The following is a 21156-nucleotide window of genomic DNA, read 5'->3' as shown; positions in this document are numbered from 1 at the left end:
ACAAATATTTCAATACCGTTAAGATATTATTGAATAATCGAATGTTTCTAAATTATATAAACAGTATGTTAATTTTTTCACAAACCCCTATTAATTTGCCAATAGATGATGTACAATCATTTTATAGTAAATAATTAACAAAAAATAGGTTGGAATTGGAGGAACTACTATTATGTGGGTAATTACAGTATTTGAACAAAATACGTTTCGAATTTTTGAATATGATAACAAGGATGAAGCTGTACAAGCACTTAAAAGTTTTAATAATCAAGCTATACTTTCGCAATTTGTCTAAGAAATGCGAAAGCGCATATTTTTCTACATGGACATTGCCAGTTCGCGTTGGACCAAATTTATGGTAATTGAATAAACGAGAAAACAATCGAGGAGCTAGGTTACGCAGTCACCTAGCTCCTCGATTGTTTGGTTCTTTGCCAAATAACGTTGGGGAAGAATTTTAGTCGGCTATAATTGTTTTATTTATCACGGGACTGTCCAGAAAGTCAGTAAAACTGATTTTTTACGGCAGTCTTTTTTTCTATATCTATTTGAACTTATGTTTCCTATATTCACTTTGCTGATTTTTTTATTTAATAGATATTACGATTGTTTGTCCATCGCTCCACAAAAACATAGATGGTAAAAAGACAGATGCTTTGAGTAATAAAAGTCGAGATCCTTTTCTACACGTTTAATATTTCGAGTGAATTTATTAATCATGATTTATAAAATATAGCAAAATGGCTATACGACTTATCCGAAAATAAGTGCCAAACCAGACTTTTCTCCTGTTTTTGTACTTATTTTTAAATATGTCGTATGTCAATTTTGGGCATTTTAAGGTTTGGCACTATTTTTTTGATAGGTTCGTTTGAGGAACGCTTTCTTACCTTTTTAAAAAAATGTAAGCATCTTTTTTTCTAAATGGATATTGCCAATTCGCTTTGGACAAAACGTATGTTAACAGGAAAAATGATAGAGAGAGGAGCTACGTGACTGCATCACGTAGCTCCTCTCTCTTTTTGATATTATTTTCCCGTCAGTTCTACCTAAAACATCTAAAAAGCCATGCAAATGCATGGCCTTTTGTCTTCTTATGCTCTTGAAACGTATGAACCTTCATCAGTGTTAATGATTAGTTTATCGCCAACGTTGATGAATAATGGAACTGTTACGATTATACCAGTATCCAATTTTGCAGTTTTAGATCCGCCACCTGAAGTATCACCTTTAATACCAGGCTCTGTTTCCACTACTTCTAAAATTACTGACTTTGGTAATTCAATACCAAGGATTTCACCTTGGTATTGAATGATATGAATTTCCATATTTTCGCGTAAGAATTTTAATTCGTGTTCGATTTGATTTTCGTCTAATTCGATTTGCTCATAAGATTCTGTATCCATGAATGCATGTTGATCTCCATTTGCATAAAGATATTGCATTTTAAGGTTATCGATTTGAGCTTTTTCTACTTTTTCACCGGCACGGAATGTTTTTTCATTCACAGAACCACTACGTAAATTTCTTAACTTTGAACGTACGAATGCTGCACCTTTACCTGGTTTTACATGTTGGAAATCAATTACGCGATAAAGTCCGCCATCAACCACTATTGTTAAACCTGTTTTAAAATCATTTACTGAAATCATTCTTTTTCCTCCAAATTAAGTTAAAATTAATAATTCTTTTGTTGAATGCGTTAGCTTTTCGAGACCATTTTCCGTTACAAGAGCATCATCTTCTATACGAACGCCACCGATATTTGGCAAGTAAATGCCTGGTTCGATCGTAATGATCATTCCTGGTTCTAATACGATTTCTGACCGAGATGATAGCCCAGGTCCCTCGTGCACTTCAAGTCCAATTCCATGACCTAATGAGTGCCCAAAAGCTTCTCCGTATCCTTTAGAAGCGATGTAGTCACGTGCAATTGCATCTGCTTCTTTACCTGTCATACCTGGTTTTACTTTTTCTAAAGCAAGAAGCTGAGCATCTAAAACAACTTGATACATTTCTTTCAGTTTTTCGCTTGGTTCTCCAACCGCTAAAGTACGAGTAGTATCCGAAATATATCCATTGTAAACTGCACCGAAGTCTAGGGTCACGAAGTCTCCTATTTCAATCACTTTATCAGTCGCTACGCCATGTGGAAGTGCCGATCTAACTCCAGATGCTACGATTGTATCAAAAGAAGAGGATGATGCACCCAGTTTACGCATGAAAAATTCAAGTTCATTAGACACATCAAGCTCTGTCATTCCTGGTTTTATGTATGTCACAATATGCTCAAAAGCTTCATCCGCAATACGACAAGCTGCCTTTATTATAGTAATCTCTTCTTCTGTCTTTTTCAAGCGAATTTTTTCTACCAAACCTGAAACAGGTACTAAATCAGCTTGCAAGACATGCTTGTATAATTCATAAGAAGCGTATGTCACATGATCTTTTTCAAATCCTAGTGATTTAATCTCCATACTCATTACTTGGTTTGCTACTTCTTCCATTAATGTCGCTGTGTGTTGTACGATGCGAAAATCTTTCACTTGGCTTGCTGCTTGCTCTGTATAACGGAAATCCGTGATGAATACGGCATCCTTCTTAGAAACTATTGCAACACCAGCAGTACCTGTAAAACCAGTCATATAGCGTCTACTGAATTCATTTGTGATCAGTATTGCGTCTATACCGGTTTCTTCTAACGCTTCACGAAGCCTTTCCAGTTTCATCATATTAACCTCATCTCAAATTCTAAGTTATATCTCTTCTTTATTTTATCATACGAAACTACACTGAGTAAATTTTCATTTACTCAGTGGATGATCTTGTATGTGAAAAATGGCAGCCTCCATCACAAAACGTAAAGAAATCGTGACAATACAGATGAATGGAATTGAAACTATTTTTAGCAGTTGAATAAGGGTATTATCATTCATAATTAACCACTCTACTGCTATCGCAAGTATAATCCCAACCATTAGACTACTAATAGCTACGGGCATTTTCATGAAAATAAAGCTAAAATAATAAAGAATGATACAAATAATCCAAATAAATAAAAATAAAAGAATCCACTTCACAATCCCTTTGGTTGAAGTTAAAATATTTAACTTATCTGAATATCCTATTGGATCCCACTTGATAAAATCGAATAGTTTAAAAAACCTCAATGTGATGGTAAATAGTAACGCGGCAACAAATCCTGTAATAATAGAAAGACCTTTTACTTTCATTATGATTTCACTCCTTTGCCATCAGTTTGTGAAACCTGCTTCCTTATTAAACAAATTTCAAAAATAAAAAAAGCACACTGCTGAATATACTTCACTCAGCGTGTGCGTTGTTCTATTTATTTTATAATCCACATTTTAGTTGTGCATTACAGTTAGTACATGTATTACAGCCGCCCATTTCTTCTACTGTTCCTTGTCGGCATACTGGGCATGTATCCCCTACTTCTGAACCAATTGTTACATTGGTAGAACGTAAATCTTGAATTGTATCAATTAATACGATTGGACGTTTTTCAGTTACGATTTCATCGTTTCTGTGATCATCCATTGTATTTTCTTCTGCTTTAAGAGTTAAAACCTGCGAATCTCGGCTTCCATCCACATAAACAGTTCCGCCTTTCGCGCCTCCGTGATATAGACGCTCATATACACCTTGCACTTGCTCTACTGTATATCCACGAGGTGCATTTACAGTTTTTGAAATAGAGCTATCAATCCAGCGTTGAATAATACATTGTACATCTGCATGTGCTTCAGGTGCTAATTCCATCGCAGCAACAAACCAATTTGGAAGATTTTCTTCTTCCGCCTCTACATTTACATCTAAATATTCTTGTACAATATCCGCTTTTACTTTGATGAATTTACCTAAACGTCCACTTCTGTAGTAAGTGAATGAATAATATGGTTCTAAACCTGTAGCAACACCAACCATTGTTCCAGTAGAACCCGTTGGAGCAACCGTTAATAGATGCGAATTACGAATACCATTTTCTAAAATAGCGTTTTTAATGTCTTCAGGCATTGTTTGCATAAATCCTGTTTCTGTAAATGCTTTGCGTAGACGGTTTGTTTCTTCTTCCGTATCAGCAGTTAAGAATGGGAAGCTTCCACGTTCTTTCGCTAGCTCTGCAGAAGTTTCATATGCAGCAGTTGCGATTGTTTTAAATACTTCGTCTACAAGGACATTTCCTTCTTCAGATCCATACTCTTTTTCACAATAAATAAGAAGGTCTGCTAGTCCCATAACGCCAAGTCCTACGCGTCTTTCTCCTAATGCTTGTACTTTATTTTCTTCTAAGAAATACGGTGTTGCATCGATTACGTTATCTTGCATGCGCACTCCAACGCTTACCGTTTCTTTTAATGCTTCAAAGTTAACTGTTTTTGTTTCTTTATTCGCAAATTGCGCTAAATTCACAGCTGCTAAATTACATACAGAATATGGTGCAAGTGGTTGTTCGCCACAAGGATTTGTTGCTACAACTTTTTGTCCATACGCGGTTGCATTTGTTTTGTCATTTGCATTATCAATAAAGAAAATTCCTGGTTCTGCAGAATATGTCGCACAAATATTAACCAAATTCCAAAGCTCTTTTGCTCTAACTGTGCGATATGTTCTTACAGCATAGCCCATTTTCTCCCACTCACGAACGTCTCCAATTTCATGCCAGTGCTTATTATAATGAGCCATTTGCTCTGGTGTGTATGATTCAACTGCTGGGAATCGAAGTTCAAAGTCTGCATCTTCTTCCACAGCTTTCATGAAATCGTCTGTCAGTGTAATAGAAATATTAGCGCCGGTTAGGAACTCCATGTTGTGAACAGAATATGTTCCACCATCACGAAGTTTTGTTTCTGCATCATGAATAATTTCATCGCTAAAGCCACCTAAGCCTGGAATTGCTTTGTAATTCATAATCCCTTGATACATTGCATCTTCCTGTGCAGTTAACGGTTTAAAATTCAGTTTATCTTTTGCTAATTGCTTGATTGTTTCATCTTCTGTATTTTCGATTAAGAATCGTAAAATACGTGGATTTTGCATTTTAGAAATAATGAATTCCGCAATATCCGGATGCCAATCTGCTAGCATGATCATTTGTGCTCCACGTCTTGATCCACCTTGTTCGACAAGATGAGTCAGTTTTGCAATATCATCTAGCCATGATACAGAACCAGAAGATTTGCCGTTTACTCCACGTGCTAATGTGTTACGTGGACGAAGTGTTGAACCGTTTGTGCCAACTCCACCACCGCGGCTCATAATTTCCATTACTTGCTTACGATGATCACTAATACCTTCACGAGAATCGGCAACAAATGGCATTACGTAACAATTGAAATACGTAACGTCTGTCCCCGTCCCCGCTCCGTATAATACTCGTCCAGCAGGAATAAATTTCAACGAAACAAGTTGGTCATAGAACTTTTGGAACCATTCTGCACGTTTTTCTTCCGTTTTCTCTACTGAAGAAAGCCCAGTTGCATTACGTTTTGCAATTTGTTCATAGTACACTTCTAGTGGTTTCTCAATCACATTTAGTGAACGTTTAACAATTCCAGAACCTAACTCGTCATTATCATCAATCGCACTTCGATAATCTTCTTCGATTAACACTTCTGCAGTTTTTGTCGCATGATCAACTGACACAATGTGTCCTAATCCGCGCGCCGGAAATTTAGGATCCGCTTTTACCGTAAGAACGACAAAATCTCCCGCTTTAAGTGTTTTCTTCTCCGTATCCTTAAAAGAATAACGGTCGATCATTACTAATCGGGAAACACCTTTGTGCGTTAATGTCATATCTTCTGTAATTGGATGTACTTGCGGAAATCCTTCTATATCCTTGTTTAACTGTTCAATGTTAATGGTTGCATTTGCTGTTTGAGATGCTAATACCATCATATTGCCTCCCTTTTAATTCATAATAAAATGCATCACATATGATAAACATACCACATATGGTGCATTAACTTTCATTTATGATACTATATGTTGTGTTTTAATGCAAATCATCCAATTTCATTCAACGCCACTAATATCAGTAGTCAATAGTCTAAAGTACTACTAAAAAAATATTATTTTTTATAATTCCACTCGTCATTCGCATAACGTTTCTTTTCAAGCTCTTGCACATATTTTTCTTGTTCTTTTGTTAGTGTGAATTCTACTAACTCAATTTGTAGGGCATCTTCAAATCCTTTTTTAAATGCTACCTTACATTCGTCGATTGTCACAGGATTTTGACTTATTCTATTTATTGCGACAGCTTTCTTCGACAAGCTCGCTTTCACTCTATCTCGGAGTGCTTCAGAAGCAAATTTAAATGTTTGAATTAGTTTGTCTTCATCGATGTCCAATAAAATTGCACCATGTTGTAGAATAACACCTTTTTGTCGTGTTTGCGCACTACCGGCAACTTTTTTTCCTTCCACTACTAGTTCATACCAACTTGGTGAATCAAAACAAACGCCAGATTTTGGTTTTTTTAATTCTTGCCTTTTTTCACCTGTATCTGGAATCGAAAAATAAGCATCTAAGCCAAGTTGTTGAAATCCTAATAAAAGTCCTTCACTAATTACTCGATACGCTTCTGTCACCGTTGCTGGCATATTTGGATAAGCCTCAGATACAATCACACTATATGTAAGTTCATGCTCATGGAGGACGCCTCTTCCACCGGTCGGTCTGCGTACAAACCCTAAACCAAGTCTTTTCACTGCTTCCATATCAATTTCTTTTTCCACTGATTGAAAATAGCCAATCGACAAAGTAGCTGGATTCCATTCATAGAATCTCACAACTGGTGGAATTAGGCCTTCACTATGCCAATCTAATAATGCCTCATCGAGCGCCATATTAAAAGACGGAGTACAAGGACCTGAGTTTACATAATACCATTTAGTCTTTTCCATCAACTTTCCACCTCACAATGCTATTCATTTTACCAAATAGATTGAATTGTATCTAGCACTTCTTTTATAATGGGTAAGAAAGATAGAAAGGGGCAAGACCGTGTTAACTATTTTATATGTTGTACTCGCAGTACTAGTTGGACTACTCGCTTATGCTGGTATCCAAGCATTCCGTTTAAAGAAAGCTGTAACAAATCTTACACAAGAGCAATTCATCGAAGGATACCGAAAAGCTCAGCTTATTGATGTAAGAGAACCAAAAGAATTTGATGCTGGACATATTCTTGGAGCAAGAAATATACCTTCGTCACAACTTCGACAACGTTTCAATGAAATTCGTCCAGACAAACCAGTATATCTTTATTGCCAAAGTGGTGCTAGAAGTGCCCGTGCAGCAATGTTCTTAAAGAAAAAAGAATATACTCAATTGAACCAGTTACAAGGCGGTTTCCGCGGATGGACAGGTAAAATTAAATCTAAATAATACATAAAGGTTCTTCTACTCAGGTAGAAGAACCTTTTTTAACAGATAAGAAAGTATATAAAATTTCTGTCTAATAGCTGTCTAGCTTCAGCGCCTTGCCTGTCGGGGCAGGAATGGGCGCTTCCACTTTTCTTATTTGCTATACTTGTTTAAAGAACAACATTATTACTGGAGGTATTAGATGACGGATCAAATATTATTTTCTCACATGGAAGATTATAGACACTCACTCCCTAACTATGAAGACTTTGCATTAGTTTCGAAACGGATTATTCAAAAGCTGAGTGATCACAAGCCAGGTGATTGGAAACATATTGATATTGGTGAATCCATTATGCAACTGGATGCCAATCTGTTAGAAATGATGGAAAAGAATTTAATAGCCTATGAATCATTAGCATTCATTTTTGAAACAAAACCTCAAGGTAAAATTATAAGTAAATCACAAATGACATTTGAAAGTAAATTAGAGATTGTAGAAACGTTTGAAAATAAGTTAATCTATTTTACACAACATGATGTTGCTATGACACTTGCTTTCAACTTTTCTACTAGTCATAGTTGGCCAGAATATCATTTATTTTCTACTTCTAGTGAATCTACGCTACACTTTTTGAATGAAGTGAATGAGAAGTTACGACAATTATTAATGCAATCGATTACGTATCTGGTAGACACCGAAAATGGAGTACAACGTAGAAATTACGGAGAACAAGCAACCGTGAATCGCGAGGACGTTTTATTATCAGAGGGAATTAAACAAGATATCTTTCGTTCTATCGATGAATTTTTTAAAGAAGATGGTCACTTTTTCAAAGATTATGGCCTTCCCTATAAACGTGGAATCTTGTTATATGGCTCACCAGGTAATGGAAAAACGACACTAGTAAAATCGATTACTGGCTCTACAAAAGCACCCGTTATTTACTGGCAAATTACAGAATTCACTGGAAGTCATTCTGTTCAAGAGGTTTTTGGAATTGTCACGAGACTTGCGCCTGCCATTCTCGTCATTGAGGATATCGACTCCATGCCTGAGTTCACTCGTTCCGTCTTTTTAAACACGTTAGACGGTGCCCAATCAAGAGAAGGATTATTTATCATCGGAACAACAAACTACCCTGAGAAAATCGATCCAGCGCTTATAAATCGCGCTGGGCGGTTCGATCGTGCATATGAAATTCCTTCCCCTACACAAAAAGTTCGAGAAGACTATATACGCAAGTTAGATATCAAACATATTTTCTCAGACGGACAGTTCAACGATATGGCAAAACGCTCAAAAGGCCTTTCCATGTCTCAGTTGAATGAGTTATACATGTCCGTTGCGCTAAACTGGCATTATGATGGAGAACTAGCTTATGAAAAACGGATAGACGAGCTGATCAAACAAAATAAACGCTCTATTAAGAACGAATGGGAAAAAGACGAAAATTCTATTGGCTTTAATGGTTAAAAACGGAGAATACTCCTTTAGTCCACATTATAAAAATTAGCTTTTGACTTCCAATAGATTTCATTGTACGATAATTTTAGGTATTTACAATTTAATAGAAGTAATAGGTGCCCATGAGGAGAATAGGGAATGAAGTGAAAATCTTCAGCGGACCCGCCACTGTAACGGTAAGTTTCATCAAATATGCCACTGGTTTTATCCGGGAAGGCTTGTTGAAATGCTAAAACCTAAGCCAGGAGACCTGCCTAATTACTTGTACGTTGTATAGACATGGAAAAGTCTGTAGTTTATTTGTTATTCAAATAAACTGCAGGCTTTTATTTTGATTCAAGGAGATGGAAAAAATGAATTTATTAGAAAAAACGTTAGCCGAAATTGAAAACTTAGATCACAATATGTTAAAAGCTGCTCGAGAAAGAGTTGATTCACTGATTAAGCCCCCTACTAGCTTAGGAAGATTAGAGGATTTGGCTATCCAGTTAGCTGGAATAACAAATAATTTATATCCAGTTGTAGATGAAAAATCTATCATCGTGATGGCAGCCGATCATGGTGTGTATGAAGAAGGTATTTCAAGCAATCCTCAAGGTATCACATATGCACAAACTGGCTTCTTCCCTAAAGGATTAACAGGCGTTTGCGCTATCGCAAGAGTGTCTGGAGCGAAAATTGTTACCGTAGATATTGGAGTAAAAGGTGACCTCCCTCCGGACTCTGGAGTAATCTTACGCAAAATCAAGCATGGAACAGATAATTTAGCAAAAGGTCCTGCTATGACAAGAGAAGAAGCAATCAGATCTCTTGAAGTCGGAATCGAAATCGCTCAAGAAGAAATGAAGAAAGGTGTACAAATGCTTGGCACAGGTGAAATGGGAATTGGTAACACAACACCAAGTACAGCAATCGTATCCGTTATTGGGGGCATCGATCCACTCGAAATTACAGGTAGAGGTGCTGGTCTTGGAAAAGGTGGAATTGAACATAAAGCCGAAGTAATTAGACAAGCGATTCAAGTCAATCAACCGAACCGAGAAGACGGCATTGATATTCTTTCTAAAATTGGCGGTTTAGAAATCGGTGGGATGGCCGGCGTCATGATTGCAGGAGCGGCTAATCGAATTCCCGTAATAGTGGATGGATATATTTCTACTGCTGCTGCATTGATTGCAGTTACAATTGAGCCAAAAGTGAAAGACTATCTGATCACTGCACATGTTTCCGCTGAACCAGGAGCACTAAAAGCAAGTGAATTGTTAGGTATCGAACCTTTAGTACAGATGAATATGTGTTTAGGTGAAGGATCCGGAGCAGCATTAGTCTTCCCTATCATTGAAGCGGCCTGTAGTATGATGAACCATATGGCAACTTTTGAGGAAGTAGGAATGAAAATCTAATTCTTCTAAAGTGCAAAATCTTAGTTACTAACATTTTATTTTGATAATCCGGATTTTAGGGATTTTCAAAAACGAACAATTACCATAAACTAAAACCTTTTTGGGGGAACTTTTATGAAGCTATTAACGGAAGAAGAAAAAAATGGCGTCTATAAAGCAATTTTTAATAGAAGAGATATTCGTAGTTTTTTAAAGACTCCAATACCTGATGAAAAGTTGTATGCATTATTAGAGGCTGCCCATAGTGCTCCCTCAGTCGGATTTATGCAGCCTTGGAACTTTATAATTATCCAAAAAGAAGAAACGAAGCAAGCTCTAGCTAAAATAGTTGAAAAAGAACGGCGTGCATTAGCCATACATTTTGAAGGTACTAACCGAGAATTGACCTTTCTTGATTTAAAAATTGCAGGAATTCTAGAGGCACCAGTGACAATCTGTGTCACTTGTAATCCCTTTAGTGCTGGCGATCATGTCCTAGGGAGAAACTCTATTCCCGAAACTGATATAATGTCTACCAGTTGTGCGATTCAAAATATGTGGCTAGCAGCTTATGCAGAAGGCTTAGCAATGGGTTGGGTTAGTTTTTATAAAAAATCGGACGTCCGATCGCTTCTTAATATTCCATACCATATTGATCCGATTGCCTTATTGTCAGTAGGCTATACAGAACATTATCCGGATCGCCCTTTACTTGAAATCCACCAATGGGAGAAACGACAACAACTAGAAAATATGATTTTCAACGACCAGTGGAAGGATTCATAGAGTTTGCTAACGCAAAAAGGCGAAGGGGATTTCCCTTCGCCTTTTTTGAGGATAAGAAAACTATAGAACTTTTTACAAAGTAACTGTCTAGCGCAAGCAGCCTTGCCTGTCGGGGCAGTAATAGGCACTTGCACTTTTCTTATATTAAGTTCCACAATAAGTTCTATAAGTACCGTTTGATTCCAAAGGCAATGTAGTGTACCTAGCTTGTTTGGAAGAGGTCTCGTAGGGTCTTGAAAGAACATCAAGAAGCTGTTCCATTACACTTAAATCTCCTTTTCCCGCTGCTTCTAATGCCTCTTCCACTCGGTGATTACGAGGTATTACCGCTGGATTGCTGTCTATCATTAACTTATGTGCTGCATCTTTCGATTCCGCTTGCCGTCCAAGTCTTGCTTGCCATTCCTCATACCATTGGTCGAATTCTTTTGAATCAAAAAGAACCGTACCCTCAGGATTTTCAAAGGTTAATGCGCGGAAAGTATTCGTATAGTCTGCGTTATATTTATGCATCAAACCTAGTAGTTCTTCAATCAACGATTCATCTTGTTCTTCTTCATTAAAAATACCCAGTTTTGATCTCATTCCGGCAAACCAATTCGCATGATAGAATTTATTGAAATTGGAAATCTCTTCTTGGGCAAGTTCGAATGCCTGCTCTTGATTTTCATGCAACAGTGGCAATAGGCTTTCAGCAAATCGCGCGAGATTCCAGCCGGCAATATATGGCTGATTACCATATGCATAGCGGCTTTGTCTATCAATGGAACTAAATACCGTTGCCGGGTCATACATATCCATAAATGCGCAAGGGCCATAGTCAATCGTTTCTCCACTTATCGCCATGTTATCGGTATTCATCACACCGTGAATAAAGCCAACCAGTTGCCATTTCGAAATCAGCATTGCTTGACGCTTGATCACTTCCTGAAGTAGTAAAAGATAGCGATTCTCTTTTCCCTCAATCTCTGGAAAATGTCGTTGTATTGTATAATCAGCCAGTTCCTGGAGATCATCCCCAGTTCCCCATGTTGCAGCGTATTGAAAAGTACCTACTCTCACATGACTGGCAGCTACTCTGGTCATAACTGCTCCAGGTTGAACCGTTTCACGGGCTATTGACTCACCTGTCGTAACCACAGCTAGGCTACGGGTAGTAGGTATACCAAGTGCATACATGGCTTCACTAATAATATATTCGCGTAGCATTGGTCCAAGTGCAGCTCGTCCATCACCGCCGCGAGAGTATGGCGTTCTACCCGAGCCTTTGAGTTGAATATCAAGCCGTTCCCCTAGAGGAGTGATCTGCTCACCAATCAACAGAGCTCTGCCGTCTCCTAACATGTTAAAATTCCCAAATTGATGACCTGCGTAAGCTTGAGCAAGTGGCAATCCACCTTCTGGAATTTGGTTGCCAGCAAGAACTTCTAAACCATCTTCACTTTGTAGTTCCTGGGCGTCTAACCCTAAAGATTTTGCCAACGGAACATTGAGAATAATTAACTCCGGTGATCGAACAGGGTTTGTATGGAGAGTGGTAAAAAAAGTATTCGGCAGACGGCCATAACTATTATCTAAGTTCCATCCAATATCTATTTCTTCTTTATTCACGTTTTCATATCCCCTTTTCTTAAACCTAACTTTACTTTAGCATTACTTAGTCTTAGCATCCTCCATAATCCAATCCACAGAACTTATTAAATCAGGGAAAATAGCATCTGCAAGTGGATCACTTTCTCCTAGGAATACTCCTTTTGTACCTGCCTTTTTTCCCGCGATAATGTCTGTATCGGTATCTCCTACCATATAGGATAAAGATAATTCAATATCATATTTATTACCCAGGTCTTCAATTAATTTGCTGTTCGGCTTGCGACAAGCACATCCCGATTTTGGCTTATGAGGACAATAAACCACTTCATGAATAATTGCTCCTTCTTTCTTTAATTCAGCAATCATATAGTCATGTATTTTAACTAGCTGAGATTCTTTCATATATCCCAACCCTACTCCACCTTGATTTGTGACGACAAATATATAATCAAAAAAAGTATTCAATTTTTTAATTGCTTCTGGAACACCTGGTAAAAAGTATAACTCATGAGGCTGGTTCACAAACTTAACTCTATCCGTTAACACTTCATTAATAACTCCGTCACGATCCAAAAATACAGCCTTTTTCAAATATATCACTCCTTAATTTCAGGTATATTGTTCCCACTTTTTAGAGAAAGACACCTTGGGACCCAAAAATAAATTGGTATTCTTCCTAATTTATTTCTCTATAAATTCTGCTTTAAATTACTCACTTCAGCCATGACAGTTTGTATGAGTGTTTCAACAGTTTGACTTTTAGCTAATCTAGGACTTTGACCACTCCAAAGTGACATGAATGCAAGATTCTTTTGAGAACCGGATACTTTTCTAATATCTTGTGTAAGTGTATTTTGAATAGGGAAATCCGGGAAAGATAGTTGATGCGGTTGTGTTTCATCTATAAATTTATTCTTAACACCTCGTGCCCATTTCCCTGAGAATGAACGAGTTAAAACTGTTTGGTCCTCAGTAGCATGTAGAATTGCTTCTTTATGAATATCAGGTGCTCCACTTTCCACACAAGTGAGAAAAGCTGTTCCCATTTGCACACATTTCGCTCCTAAGCAAAGCGAAGCAAGTAGTCCTCTGCCATCCATAATTCCTCCAGCAGCAATAACAGGTATACTAACAACATCCACAACCTGAGGAATTAAAGACATTAGCCCTATTTGGCTCTCCTCGAATTCATTGATGAAATTTCCACGATGTCCACCTGCCTCAATTCCTTGAATAACTACTAGATCCATCCCTCTTTTTTCGGCTTCCAATGCCTCTTGCACAGTTGTTGCAGTTCCGATTTGAATAATAGAATGTTCCTTTAACTGACCAATAATTTCGTTTGAAGGAAGACCAAATGTATAGGAACATATAGCTATTCTTTCATCTAAGATAACTTGTATTTGTTCTTCAAATGATGCCATAGCTTCTATGTATGAAGGTAGAACTACCTGATCTCTTGGTGGCAAATTCAATTCGTCTCGAATCGATTGTAAAGTTTCGTTCGATGATTTTATAGCATCGAACGAAACAGTAAATTTAGTAGGCACAAATAAATTTACTCCAAAAGATTTTGAAGTTACTTTTTTGATTTCCCTAATTTGTTCACGCATTTGATCAGCTGTCAAATAACCCGCTCCAATCATTCCTAAAGCACCATGATTAGAAACAGCAGCTACTAATTCAGAAGTTGTTACTCCTCCTGCCATTGGAGCTTGAATGATTGGATATTTTATATTCAAAAGGTCTGTCACTTTGTTTGTTAACATATTTAATCCTTCTTTCATTAACCAATATTATGGCATTAACTCTCCCCTCATTTTATCATAATAGTTAGACAATAAAAAATACGGTCCATTTTCAGGACCGTACTAGTTTTTTGCTTATGCTTTTATATAACGTAACACTGGCTTACGAGCAGCTTTTGTTTCGTCTAAACGATTAATAACCGTTGTATGTGGTGCATTTTGTACGATTTCTGGATTTTCTTCTACTTCTTTTGCAATTTGAATCATTGCATCGCAGAAAGCATCCAATGTTTCTTTTGATTCTGTTTCTGTAGGTTCGATCATCATACCTTCTTCCACATTCAATGGGAAGTAGATTGTTGGTGGATGATAGCCAAAGTCTAGCAGACGTTTTGCCATATCTAATGTACGAACACCTAGTTTCTTTTGACGACGACCACTTAGGACAAATTCATGCTTACAATGACGGTTGTATGGAAGATCGAAATGCTCTTCTAAACGTCTCATCATATAGTTTGCATTCAATACAGCATACTCAGTTACAGCTTTAAGACCATCTGGACCCATTGAACGAATATACGTGTACGCACGAACATTAATTCCGAAGTTTCCGTAGAAAGGTTTTACGCGACCAATCGTTTGAGGACGATTGTAATCAAATGTGTATTGATCATCTTCTTTTACAAGCACTGGACTAGGTAAGAATGGAATCAGATCTGCTTTAACTCCAACTGGACCTGAACCTGGACCACCACCACCGTGAGGACCTGTAAATGTTTTGTGCAAGTTTAAGTGAACACAGTCAAAGCCCATGTCTCCTGGACGTGCTTTCGACATAACAGCATTTAAGTTTGCTCCATCATAGTAAAGCTTACCACCTACACCATGGATGATTTCAGCTAATTCTAAAATATTTTCTTCAAATAATCCTAATGTATTAGGATTTGTCAGCATTAGAGCAGCGGTATCAGGGCCTACAACACGACGTAAATCTTCTAAGTCAACTAAGCCTTCTTCATTTGATTTTACTGTAATCGTTTCAAAACCTGCGACTGTTGCAGAAGCTGGGTTTGTACCGTGCGCTGAGTCAGGAACAATTACTTTTGTACGATGAGTATCGCCATTTGCTTCATGGAATGCACGGATCATCATAAGTGCTGTCCATTCACCATGTGCACCAGCTGCTGGTTGAAGTGTTACTTCGTCCATACCAGTAATTTCAACTAAAGATTCCTGCAACTCATACATTAATTCCATTGCCCCTTGTACAGAACTTTCATCTTGTAACGGATGAATGTTTGCAAATCCTGGGAAACGCGCAACAGATTCATTAATTTTTGGATTGTATTTCATCGTACATGAACCTAGTGGGTAGAATCCAGAGTCTACTCCGTGGTTACGATTAGATAATGCTGTATAGTGACGCATAATATCTAGCTCAGATACTTCTGGTAATTCCGCTTCTTCCACACGTTGCATACCTTGTGGCAATAAAGTCGCTAAATCAACTGCAGGCACATCAAGCTCAGGTAAGTTATACCCTACACGACCTTCTTTTGTAATTTCAAAAATTAGTGGTTGATTATCCTTATGCATAAAGAGCCCCCATTTCTTGCACGAGTGCATCTATTTCTTCTTTTGTACGTTGTTCTGTAACGGCAATTAATACATGGTTTTGAAGATCCGAATTGACACGACCTAAGTCGAAACCACCGATTATTCCTTTTTCTAGAAGTACTTTATTTGTATCTGCAAGTGAGCCGTTCACTTTTACTACGATTTCATTGAAATGAGCACCTTGATAAGGTACTTCAAATCCTGCTTTTTCGAAAGCCTGTTTTGCATAATGTGTTTTCACGATATTTTGTGTTGCCATTTCTTGCACACCTTTTTTACCAAGTGCAGTCATTGCAACAGATGCTGCAAGTGCATTTAACGCTTGGTTAGAACAAATGTTAGAAGTAGCTTTATCACGACGAATATGTTGTTCACGAGCTTGTAAAGTTAACACATACCCACGACGACCTTCTTCATCTGTTGTTTCTCCGACTAGACGACCTGGTACTTTACGCATCAATTTAGTCGTTACTGCAAAGAAACCACAATGAGGTCCGCCAAATGCTTCAGAAATACCAAATGGTTGTGCGTCTCCTACTGTAATATCTGCTCCAAATTTACCAGGAGGAGTTAATAAACCTAGTGCAAGTGGATTCGCTGAAACAACGAATAATGCTTTTTGTGCATGTGTCAATTGTTCCACTTTTGTTAAATCTTCAATTTGTCCGAAGAAGTTTGGATATTGAACTAATACCGCAGCTGTTTCTTCATCTACTAATTCCTCTAATTTCGCTAAATCTGTCACACCATCTTTAGTTGGAACTGTTACTACACTAATGTTTTGCCCTTTTGTATACATTTTTACGACATCAATATATTCAGGGTGAACAGCTTCAGAAACTAACACTTTCTTTCTTTTCGTATGACCAGCAGATAAGTTTGCTGCTTCTGCTAACGCTGTTCCCCCGTCATACATAGATGAATTTGCAAGATCCATACCAGTTAACTCACAAATCATTGTTTGGAATTCAAAAATTGCTTGAAGCTCTCCTTGAGAAATTTCTGGTTGATATGGAGTATAGGCTGTATAGAATTCTGATCTAGAGATTACATGATCCACAATAATCGGTTTAAAGTGATCGTAAACGCCAGCTCCTAAGAATGAAGCATATTTTCTGCTATCAGCATTTTTATCAGCAAGTGCAGATAATTCTTTTAGTAAAGCAGATTCTGCTTTTGCAGGTTTAATATTATATTCGCCTGTAAAACGGACTTTTTCGGGAATGTCTGCAAACAATTCGTCAATAGCAGAAATGCCGATTACGCCTAACATTTCCTTTTGATCTTGTTCAGTCATTGGTAAATAACGATGCTTCATCAATGGACAACCTCTTTCTGGATCTTATTTTTCTCTTTTATAAAATGGTGTTGCAACTGTAACTGCTTTTAATCGTTTATTTCTAATTTCAATTATTAATTCTTGACCAAGTTCCGCGTATTCCGCTTCGATTAGTGCAAGACCTATATTTTTTTTGAGTGTTGGAGATTGTGTACCTGTAGTAACAAAACCAACTTGCTTGTCACCTACGTAAACTGGATATCCCGTACGCGGAATTCCTTTGTCAATCATTTCAATACCAATACTTTTTCTTGGAACACCATTTTCTTTTTGAGCTACTAAAACAGATTTACCATGGAAGTCTTGTTCTTTTTTAAGCTTTACAACAAACCCAATTCCTGCTTCAAGTGGAGAAATATCTTTTGAAAGCTCTTGACCGTATAGTGGCAAGGATGCTTCAAAACGCAATGTATCACGAGCACCAAGTCCTATCGGAAGAATGCCCTCATCTTTACCTGCATCTAAAACGCTACTCCAAAGATCAACTAAATCTTCATTTTTAGCATACATTTCGAATCCATCTTCACCAGTGTAGCCAGTACGAGAAAGTAAAACAGATTTCCCAGCAATTTCGACATTATTCTCAAAACGAAAAAATTTAATGTCCCCTAAATCTGTGGAAGTAAGCTTTTGTAAAATCTCTCTAGCAAGTGGTCCTTGAAGTGCAAGCAAACCAAATTCATCTGATTTGTTTACTAGCTCCACATCAGCGGTTGCATATTGTTTCATCCACTCAAAATCTTTTTCAATATTAGAAGCATTAACTACTAATAGATAATCATTTTCATCCTTTTTGTAAACGATTAAATCATCAACAACTCCGCCATCCAAATAACACATAGCAGTATATTGTGCTTGTCCACTTACTAATTTGGAAATATCATTTGTCATTAATTTTTGTAACAAAGCCTCACTACCTGCACCTGTCACGAAAATTTCTCCCATATGAGAAACGTCAAACAATCCCGCTTTCGTTCTTACTGCTTCATGTTCTTCTTTAATACTAGAGAACTGGACCGGCAATTCCCAACCACCAAAGTCAATTGTCTTCCCCCCGTATGACGCATATACATCAAACAAAGGTGTTCGTTTCAACTGTTCTGACAAAATAATCTCCTCCTAAACTAATTATGTAACAAGAAAGGACAGAGGAACCCCTTTAATCTGGGTTCCTCTGTCCTGATACCTGAAAGTTTACCATTGCTGGCTGTCCTCTTTGGTGGCTTTTCTTGATATTAACAAAAAAGCACTCTCCAGAGATGCGTCCTATACGAGTTCTTTTGCCTGAGAGATTCATAATATTCAATCACTTGCTCCTTCGGCGACGCCTCTAATGTGCGTTCTCTCCCCGTATGCTCATCCGCGATATTAAATTTACTGCCTCTTTTTCTATATCCTAACATTGAACATACTTTATGGCAATACTTTTGAAAAAGTTAATCAAAAAGCGAACGAAAATAATTGAATTGTAAAGTTCATTCGCCTTTTAGTCGATTAACTTGATAACCAGCATATTCTGTTATTTGTTTCAATGTTCGATTTTCCGTAAATATAGTTATGTGTTTAGCTTTTTTATAAAACCTTTTTCGATGCTTATACAACTGTTCTAATTCACCTTTTGTGCTGTTTTGCACAATTGGTCGATTCAAGTCATTCTTAATTCGCATCCATATATCATGGAAAGTAGCATCTAAATACAGAACTAACCCCGTATCTCGCATTATTTGAACGTTTTCCTCATTCATCGCAACCCCGCCACCAGTAGAAATTATACATGACTCGTTACGGAAATTTTGAAGAAATTCCGTTTCTACATTACGGAAATACTCTTCTCCTTCTTGTTCAAATATTTCTGGGATTGTCCTTTTTTGTATTTTGACAATTTCTTTGTCCATGTCATAATAAGGCATTTTTAAGAGATAGCTTAGTCTTCTACCAATAGCGCTCTTTCCACATCCCATAAAACCAATTAAATATACTTTGTACATCATTCACCAACTCACTACATACCAGGATTATTTTTACACTTCTTTTTTCGAACAAAGAAAATCTTCATTAAGTTATCCTTTATTATAGAGAGAGGTATTTCTGATTACAACTGTTATTCGATTTTATTCGCAATGGTTTTTGTCGCATAATCGGTAAATAACCAAAAAAAGCTTATTTTATAAGGGATTTTTTGCATTTCTATTTTTTGAATTGCTGCATCTATATTACTCTTTTCTAATGAATCATATGTTTGATATTTCGATACATAGGCAGATGTAGTTGCAAATATAGATAAACAGACGACGAATAACAAAAGCATGGCTGCAGGTAATAATACACCCCTTTCATTCCGAATGAAATGTAACATAAAACGTCTGCTCCTTTTTTATTCCATTTGCAAATTCTACGGATAATTTCAGTGATTGTCCCTCCAATTTTGTAGTGAAAGACTTCACATGAAGTAGCATCTGTTCATGACCTAATCTATTTTTCTGTTTTCTAATGAGGGTGTCATATAATTCTATATCGTATTCATCACCCGCTTTATGAAAACGAATACCCTTTACACCTTCTTGGACATGTATCTCATCCACATCATTTAAATACCTCTCCACATCATATACAAATAAGCCCCATTCTGTTTCGGTTGGATTTGTTACAGTACTTTCCACTCTAAAAACCAAACCTACAGTCAAAAGAAATATTTGTGAAAAAAGCATGAGAACCGATAATTGCAAAATGGCCTCGAGTAACGTATAGCCTTGCTCATTGTTTCTTTTCAGTAAGCCATTGATACACAACTATTTTTCTCCTCTCTCACTCCTTCGTAATTCACACATAGTTGTTCGTCATTAACAACATAAGAAAAGTTAACTTGATCTATTTGCATGGACCCTATTCCAACGTTCGAATCAACATACTTTTTTACCGCTTCATGCAAGACAATAGATGCCTGATAATCTCTCTTTTTGTCTTCTAATTGAACCGTTAGATGACTTAAAAAAGGAAGTAATGTTCCCCCTATTAAAAAAATAATACTTAAAGTTAAAATTGTTTCCGGCCAAGAGAATCCATCGCTATTCCTCATAATTCATCCTTCCTTGCCCGATATAAAAAAAAACTCTTTTATTCTCTTTTTTTGTCTCAAATCTCATTAAGCCAAATTGAAGAATTGCACCATTTGGATGGTAGGTCAACCCTTTTAACTGACTGTCTCCCGATAGGCGAATAGTTGATGGTAAGTGATTTTCATACAACAAAACATTATTATGCTCTACTTTATATTTGGTCCCTTCTTTATTAAAAGTTAAATACATATAATTCCCTTTAGAAATTGCAATCATTTGCATGCGTTGTACATCTAAATGGAATTGTTTAAAAAACCTTTTTTCTTCCATTTCCTCAAGTCTTGCTATAGAAACAAAAATAACAGATGAGGTAATAATCATCATGATGGATAAAACGACCAGCATTTCAATGAGTGTAAATCCTTTTTCATTTGAACTCGCTTTCATATCTAATCAACCACTATTGAAACTACTCCATTAGTAATCTTTATTTTTTTCCCATTTGGACATTGAGCATCCGCTTCTATATCTCCTGTGGTCGCTAATTCTACTAGAGTAGTTGGATACGAATTATTATCCATCTTATATGTTTGAACTAATCCTTGAACCATTTTCACATATGCAGCGCAGCCCTTATCATCAATTGTTGCAGAATGCTTCGTTACATTTGGAATCGTGATTAGAATCAATACGGATATAATTAACAAGACAATCATCATTTCAATTAGCGTAAACCCTTTTTCGTTTTTCAGATACTTTTTCATATATTCTC

General features: G+C 37.0%; 22 protein-coding genes and 2 riboswitches. Of the genes, 5 read left to right on the top strand and 17 right to left on the bottom strand.

Annotated elements, in window-relative coordinates:
• Positions 1–172 precede the first annotated feature (172 nt).
• On the top strand, positions 173–295 hold the full coding sequence (locus C7437_RS17300; protein WP_281269916.1) for a hypothetical protein: 123 nt from the start codon (positions 173–175) through the stop codon (positions 293–295).
• Positions 296–1094: 799 nt separating this feature from the next.
• Here the strand turns inward: C7437_RS17300 and efp are convergent.
• The 5 genes from efp to C7437_RS01755 form a co-directional block, all read right to left on the bottom strand.
• The gene (gene efp / locus C7437_RS01775) at positions 1095–1652 is read right to left on the bottom strand and encodes an elongation factor P (RefSeq protein WP_111437933.1); all 558 of its coding nucleotides are present in this window, start codon (positions 1650–1652) and stop codon (positions 1095–1097) included.
• A gap of 15 nt (positions 1653–1667) precedes the next feature.
• On the bottom strand, positions 1668–2732 hold the full coding sequence (locus tag C7437_RS01770) for a M24 family metallopeptidase (protein ID WP_146249608.1): 1065 nt from the start codon (positions 2730–2732) through the stop codon (positions 1668–1670).
• Positions 2733–2804: 72 nt separating this feature from the next.
• A complete protein-coding gene (locus C7437_RS01765) occupies positions 2805–3233 on the bottom strand; it encodes a hypothetical protein (protein ID WP_111437931.1) in 429 nt (142 codons plus the stop codon).
• Between the two features lie 121 nt (positions 3234–3354).
• The gene (locus C7437_RS01760; RefSeq protein WP_111437930.1) at positions 3355–5919 is read right to left on the bottom strand and encodes a vitamin B12-dependent ribonucleotide reductase; all 2565 of its coding nucleotides are present in this window, start codon (positions 5917–5919) and stop codon (positions 3355–3357) included.
• 176 nt (positions 5920–6095) lie between these two features.
• Positions 6096–6932 (bottom strand): lipoate--protein ligase family protein, encoded by an 837-nt coding sequence (locus tag C7437_RS01755; RefSeq protein ID WP_111437929.1) that lies wholly within the window; start codon positions 6930–6932, stop codon positions 6096–6098.
• Positions 6933–7041: 109 nt separating this feature from the next.
• On the opposite strand from C7437_RS01755, the gene C7437_RS01750 reads away from it, so the two are divergent.
• The 4 genes from C7437_RS01750 to bluB all read left to right on the top strand — a co-directional run bounded on the left by C7437_RS01750 (position 7042) and on the right by bluB (position 11031).
• Positions 7042–7416 (top strand): rhodanese-like domain-containing protein, encoded by a 375-nt coding sequence (locus C7437_RS01750; RefSeq protein ID WP_425450550.1) that lies wholly within the window; start codon positions 7042–7044, stop codon positions 7414–7416.
• A gap of 181 nt (positions 7417–7597) precedes the next feature.
• Positions 7598–8872 carry an ATP-binding protein gene (locus tag C7437_RS01745; protein ID WP_111437927.1) on the top strand — a complete coding sequence of 425 codons (1275 nt, stop codon included), beginning with the start codon at positions 7598–7600 and terminating at the stop codon, positions 8870–8872.
• Between the two features lie 88 nt (positions 8873–8960).
• Positions 8961–9135, top strand: a riboswitch (cobalamin riboswitch).
• Positions 9136–9216: 81 nt separating this feature from the next.
• Entirely contained in the window at positions 9217–10266 is a 1050-nt protein-coding gene (gene cobT / locus C7437_RS01740; RefSeq protein ID WP_111437926.1) for a nicotinate-nucleotide--dimethylbenzimidazole phosphoribosyltransferase, read from the top strand.
• A gap of 114 nt (positions 10267–10380) precedes the next feature.
• Positions 10381–11031 (top strand): 5,6-dimethylbenzimidazole synthase, encoded by a 651-nt coding sequence (gene bluB, locus C7437_RS01735; protein ID WP_111437925.1) that lies wholly within the window; start codon positions 10381–10383, stop codon positions 11029–11031.
• Positions 11032–11175: 144 nt separating this feature from the next.
• Here bluB and C7437_RS01730 read toward each other — a convergent pair whose 3' ends face one another.
• The 12 genes from C7437_RS01730 to comGC form a co-directional block, all read right to left on the bottom strand.
• The gene (locus C7437_RS01730; RefSeq protein WP_111437924.1) at positions 11176–12642 is read right to left on the bottom strand and encodes a protein adenylyltransferase SelO; all 1467 of its coding nucleotides are present in this window, start codon (positions 12640–12642) and stop codon (positions 11176–11178) included.
• A 42-nt stretch (positions 12643–12684) separates the two neighbouring features.
• Positions 12685–13215, bottom strand: a complete 531-nt coding sequence (locus C7437_RS01725; RefSeq protein WP_111437923.1) for a D-glycero-alpha-D-manno-heptose-1,7-bisphosphate 7-phosphatase — start codon at positions 13213–13215, stop codon at positions 12685–12687.
• A 98-nt stretch (positions 13216–13313) separates the two neighbouring features.
• Positions 13314–14393, bottom strand: a complete 1080-nt coding sequence (locus C7437_RS01720; protein WP_111438957.1) for an NAD(P)H-dependent flavin oxidoreductase — start codon at positions 14391–14393, stop codon at positions 13314–13316.
• Between the two features lie 114 nt (positions 14394–14507).
• Positions 14508–15968 (bottom strand): aminomethyl-transferring glycine dehydrogenase subunit GcvPB, encoded by a 1461-nt coding sequence (gcvPB, locus tag C7437_RS01715; protein ID WP_111437922.1) that lies wholly within the window; start codon positions 15966–15968, stop codon positions 14508–14510.
• Positions 15961–17307 (bottom strand): aminomethyl-transferring glycine dehydrogenase subunit GcvPA, encoded by a 1347-nt coding sequence (gene gcvPA, locus C7437_RS01710; protein ID WP_111437921.1) that lies wholly within the window; start codon positions 17305–17307, stop codon positions 15961–15963. Before gcvPA ends, gcvPB begins: the two co-directional genes overlap by 8 nt.
• Before the next feature lie 24 nt (positions 17308–17331).
• A complete protein-coding gene (gene gcvT / locus C7437_RS01705) occupies positions 17332–18435 on the bottom strand; it encodes a glycine cleavage system aminomethyltransferase GcvT (protein WP_111437920.1) in 1104 nt (367 codons plus the stop codon).
• Between the two features lie 155 nt (positions 18436–18590).
• Positions 18591–18688, bottom strand: a riboswitch (glycine riboswitch).
• A 115-nt stretch (positions 18689–18803) separates the two neighbouring features.
• Positions 18804–19316 (bottom strand): shikimate kinase, encoded by a 513-nt coding sequence (locus tag C7437_RS01700; protein ID WP_111438956.1) that lies wholly within the window; start codon positions 19314–19316, stop codon positions 18804–18806.
• A gap of 113 nt (positions 19317–19429) precedes the next feature.
• Positions 19430–19684, bottom strand: a complete 255-nt coding sequence (locus C7437_RS01695) for a hypothetical protein (protein ID WP_111437919.1) — start codon at positions 19682–19684, stop codon at positions 19430–19432.
• Positions 19662–20117 carry a competence type IV pilus minor pilin ComGF gene (gene comGF, locus C7437_RS01690; RefSeq protein ID WP_111437918.1) on the bottom strand — a complete coding sequence of 152 codons (456 nt, stop codon included), beginning with the start codon at positions 20115–20117 and terminating at the stop codon, positions 19662–19664. Before comGF ends, C7437_RS01695 begins: the two co-directional genes overlap by 23 nt.
• A complete protein-coding gene (locus tag C7437_RS01685; RefSeq protein ID WP_111437917.1) occupies positions 20096–20404 on the bottom strand; it encodes a hypothetical protein in 309 nt (102 codons plus the stop codon). The genes comGF and C7437_RS01685 overlap by 22 nt, the downstream gene beginning before the upstream one ends.
• The gene (gene comGD, locus C7437_RS01680) at positions 20394–20831 is read right to left on the bottom strand and encodes a competence type IV pilus minor pilin ComGD (protein WP_111437916.1); all 438 of its coding nucleotides are present in this window, start codon (positions 20829–20831) and stop codon (positions 20394–20396) included. The genes C7437_RS01685 and comGD overlap by 11 nt, the downstream gene beginning before the upstream one ends.
• Positions 20832–20833: 2 nt before the next feature.
• Positions 20834–21148, bottom strand: coding sequence for a competence type IV pilus major pilin ComGC (gene comGC, locus C7437_RS01675; RefSeq protein ID WP_211309969.1), 315 nt, complete (start codon positions 21146–21148; stop codon positions 20834–20836).
• Positions 21149–21156 lie beyond the last annotated feature (8 nt).

Origin of the sequence: Psychrobacillus insolitus, assembly GCF_003254155.1 — a bacterium.
Lineage (GTDB): Bacteria > Bacillota > Bacilli > Bacillales_A > Planococcaceae > Psychrobacillus > Psychrobacillus insolitus.
Note: the sequence above shows the minus strand (reverse complement) of the source record. Positions and strands in the feature narration are given on the sequence as shown.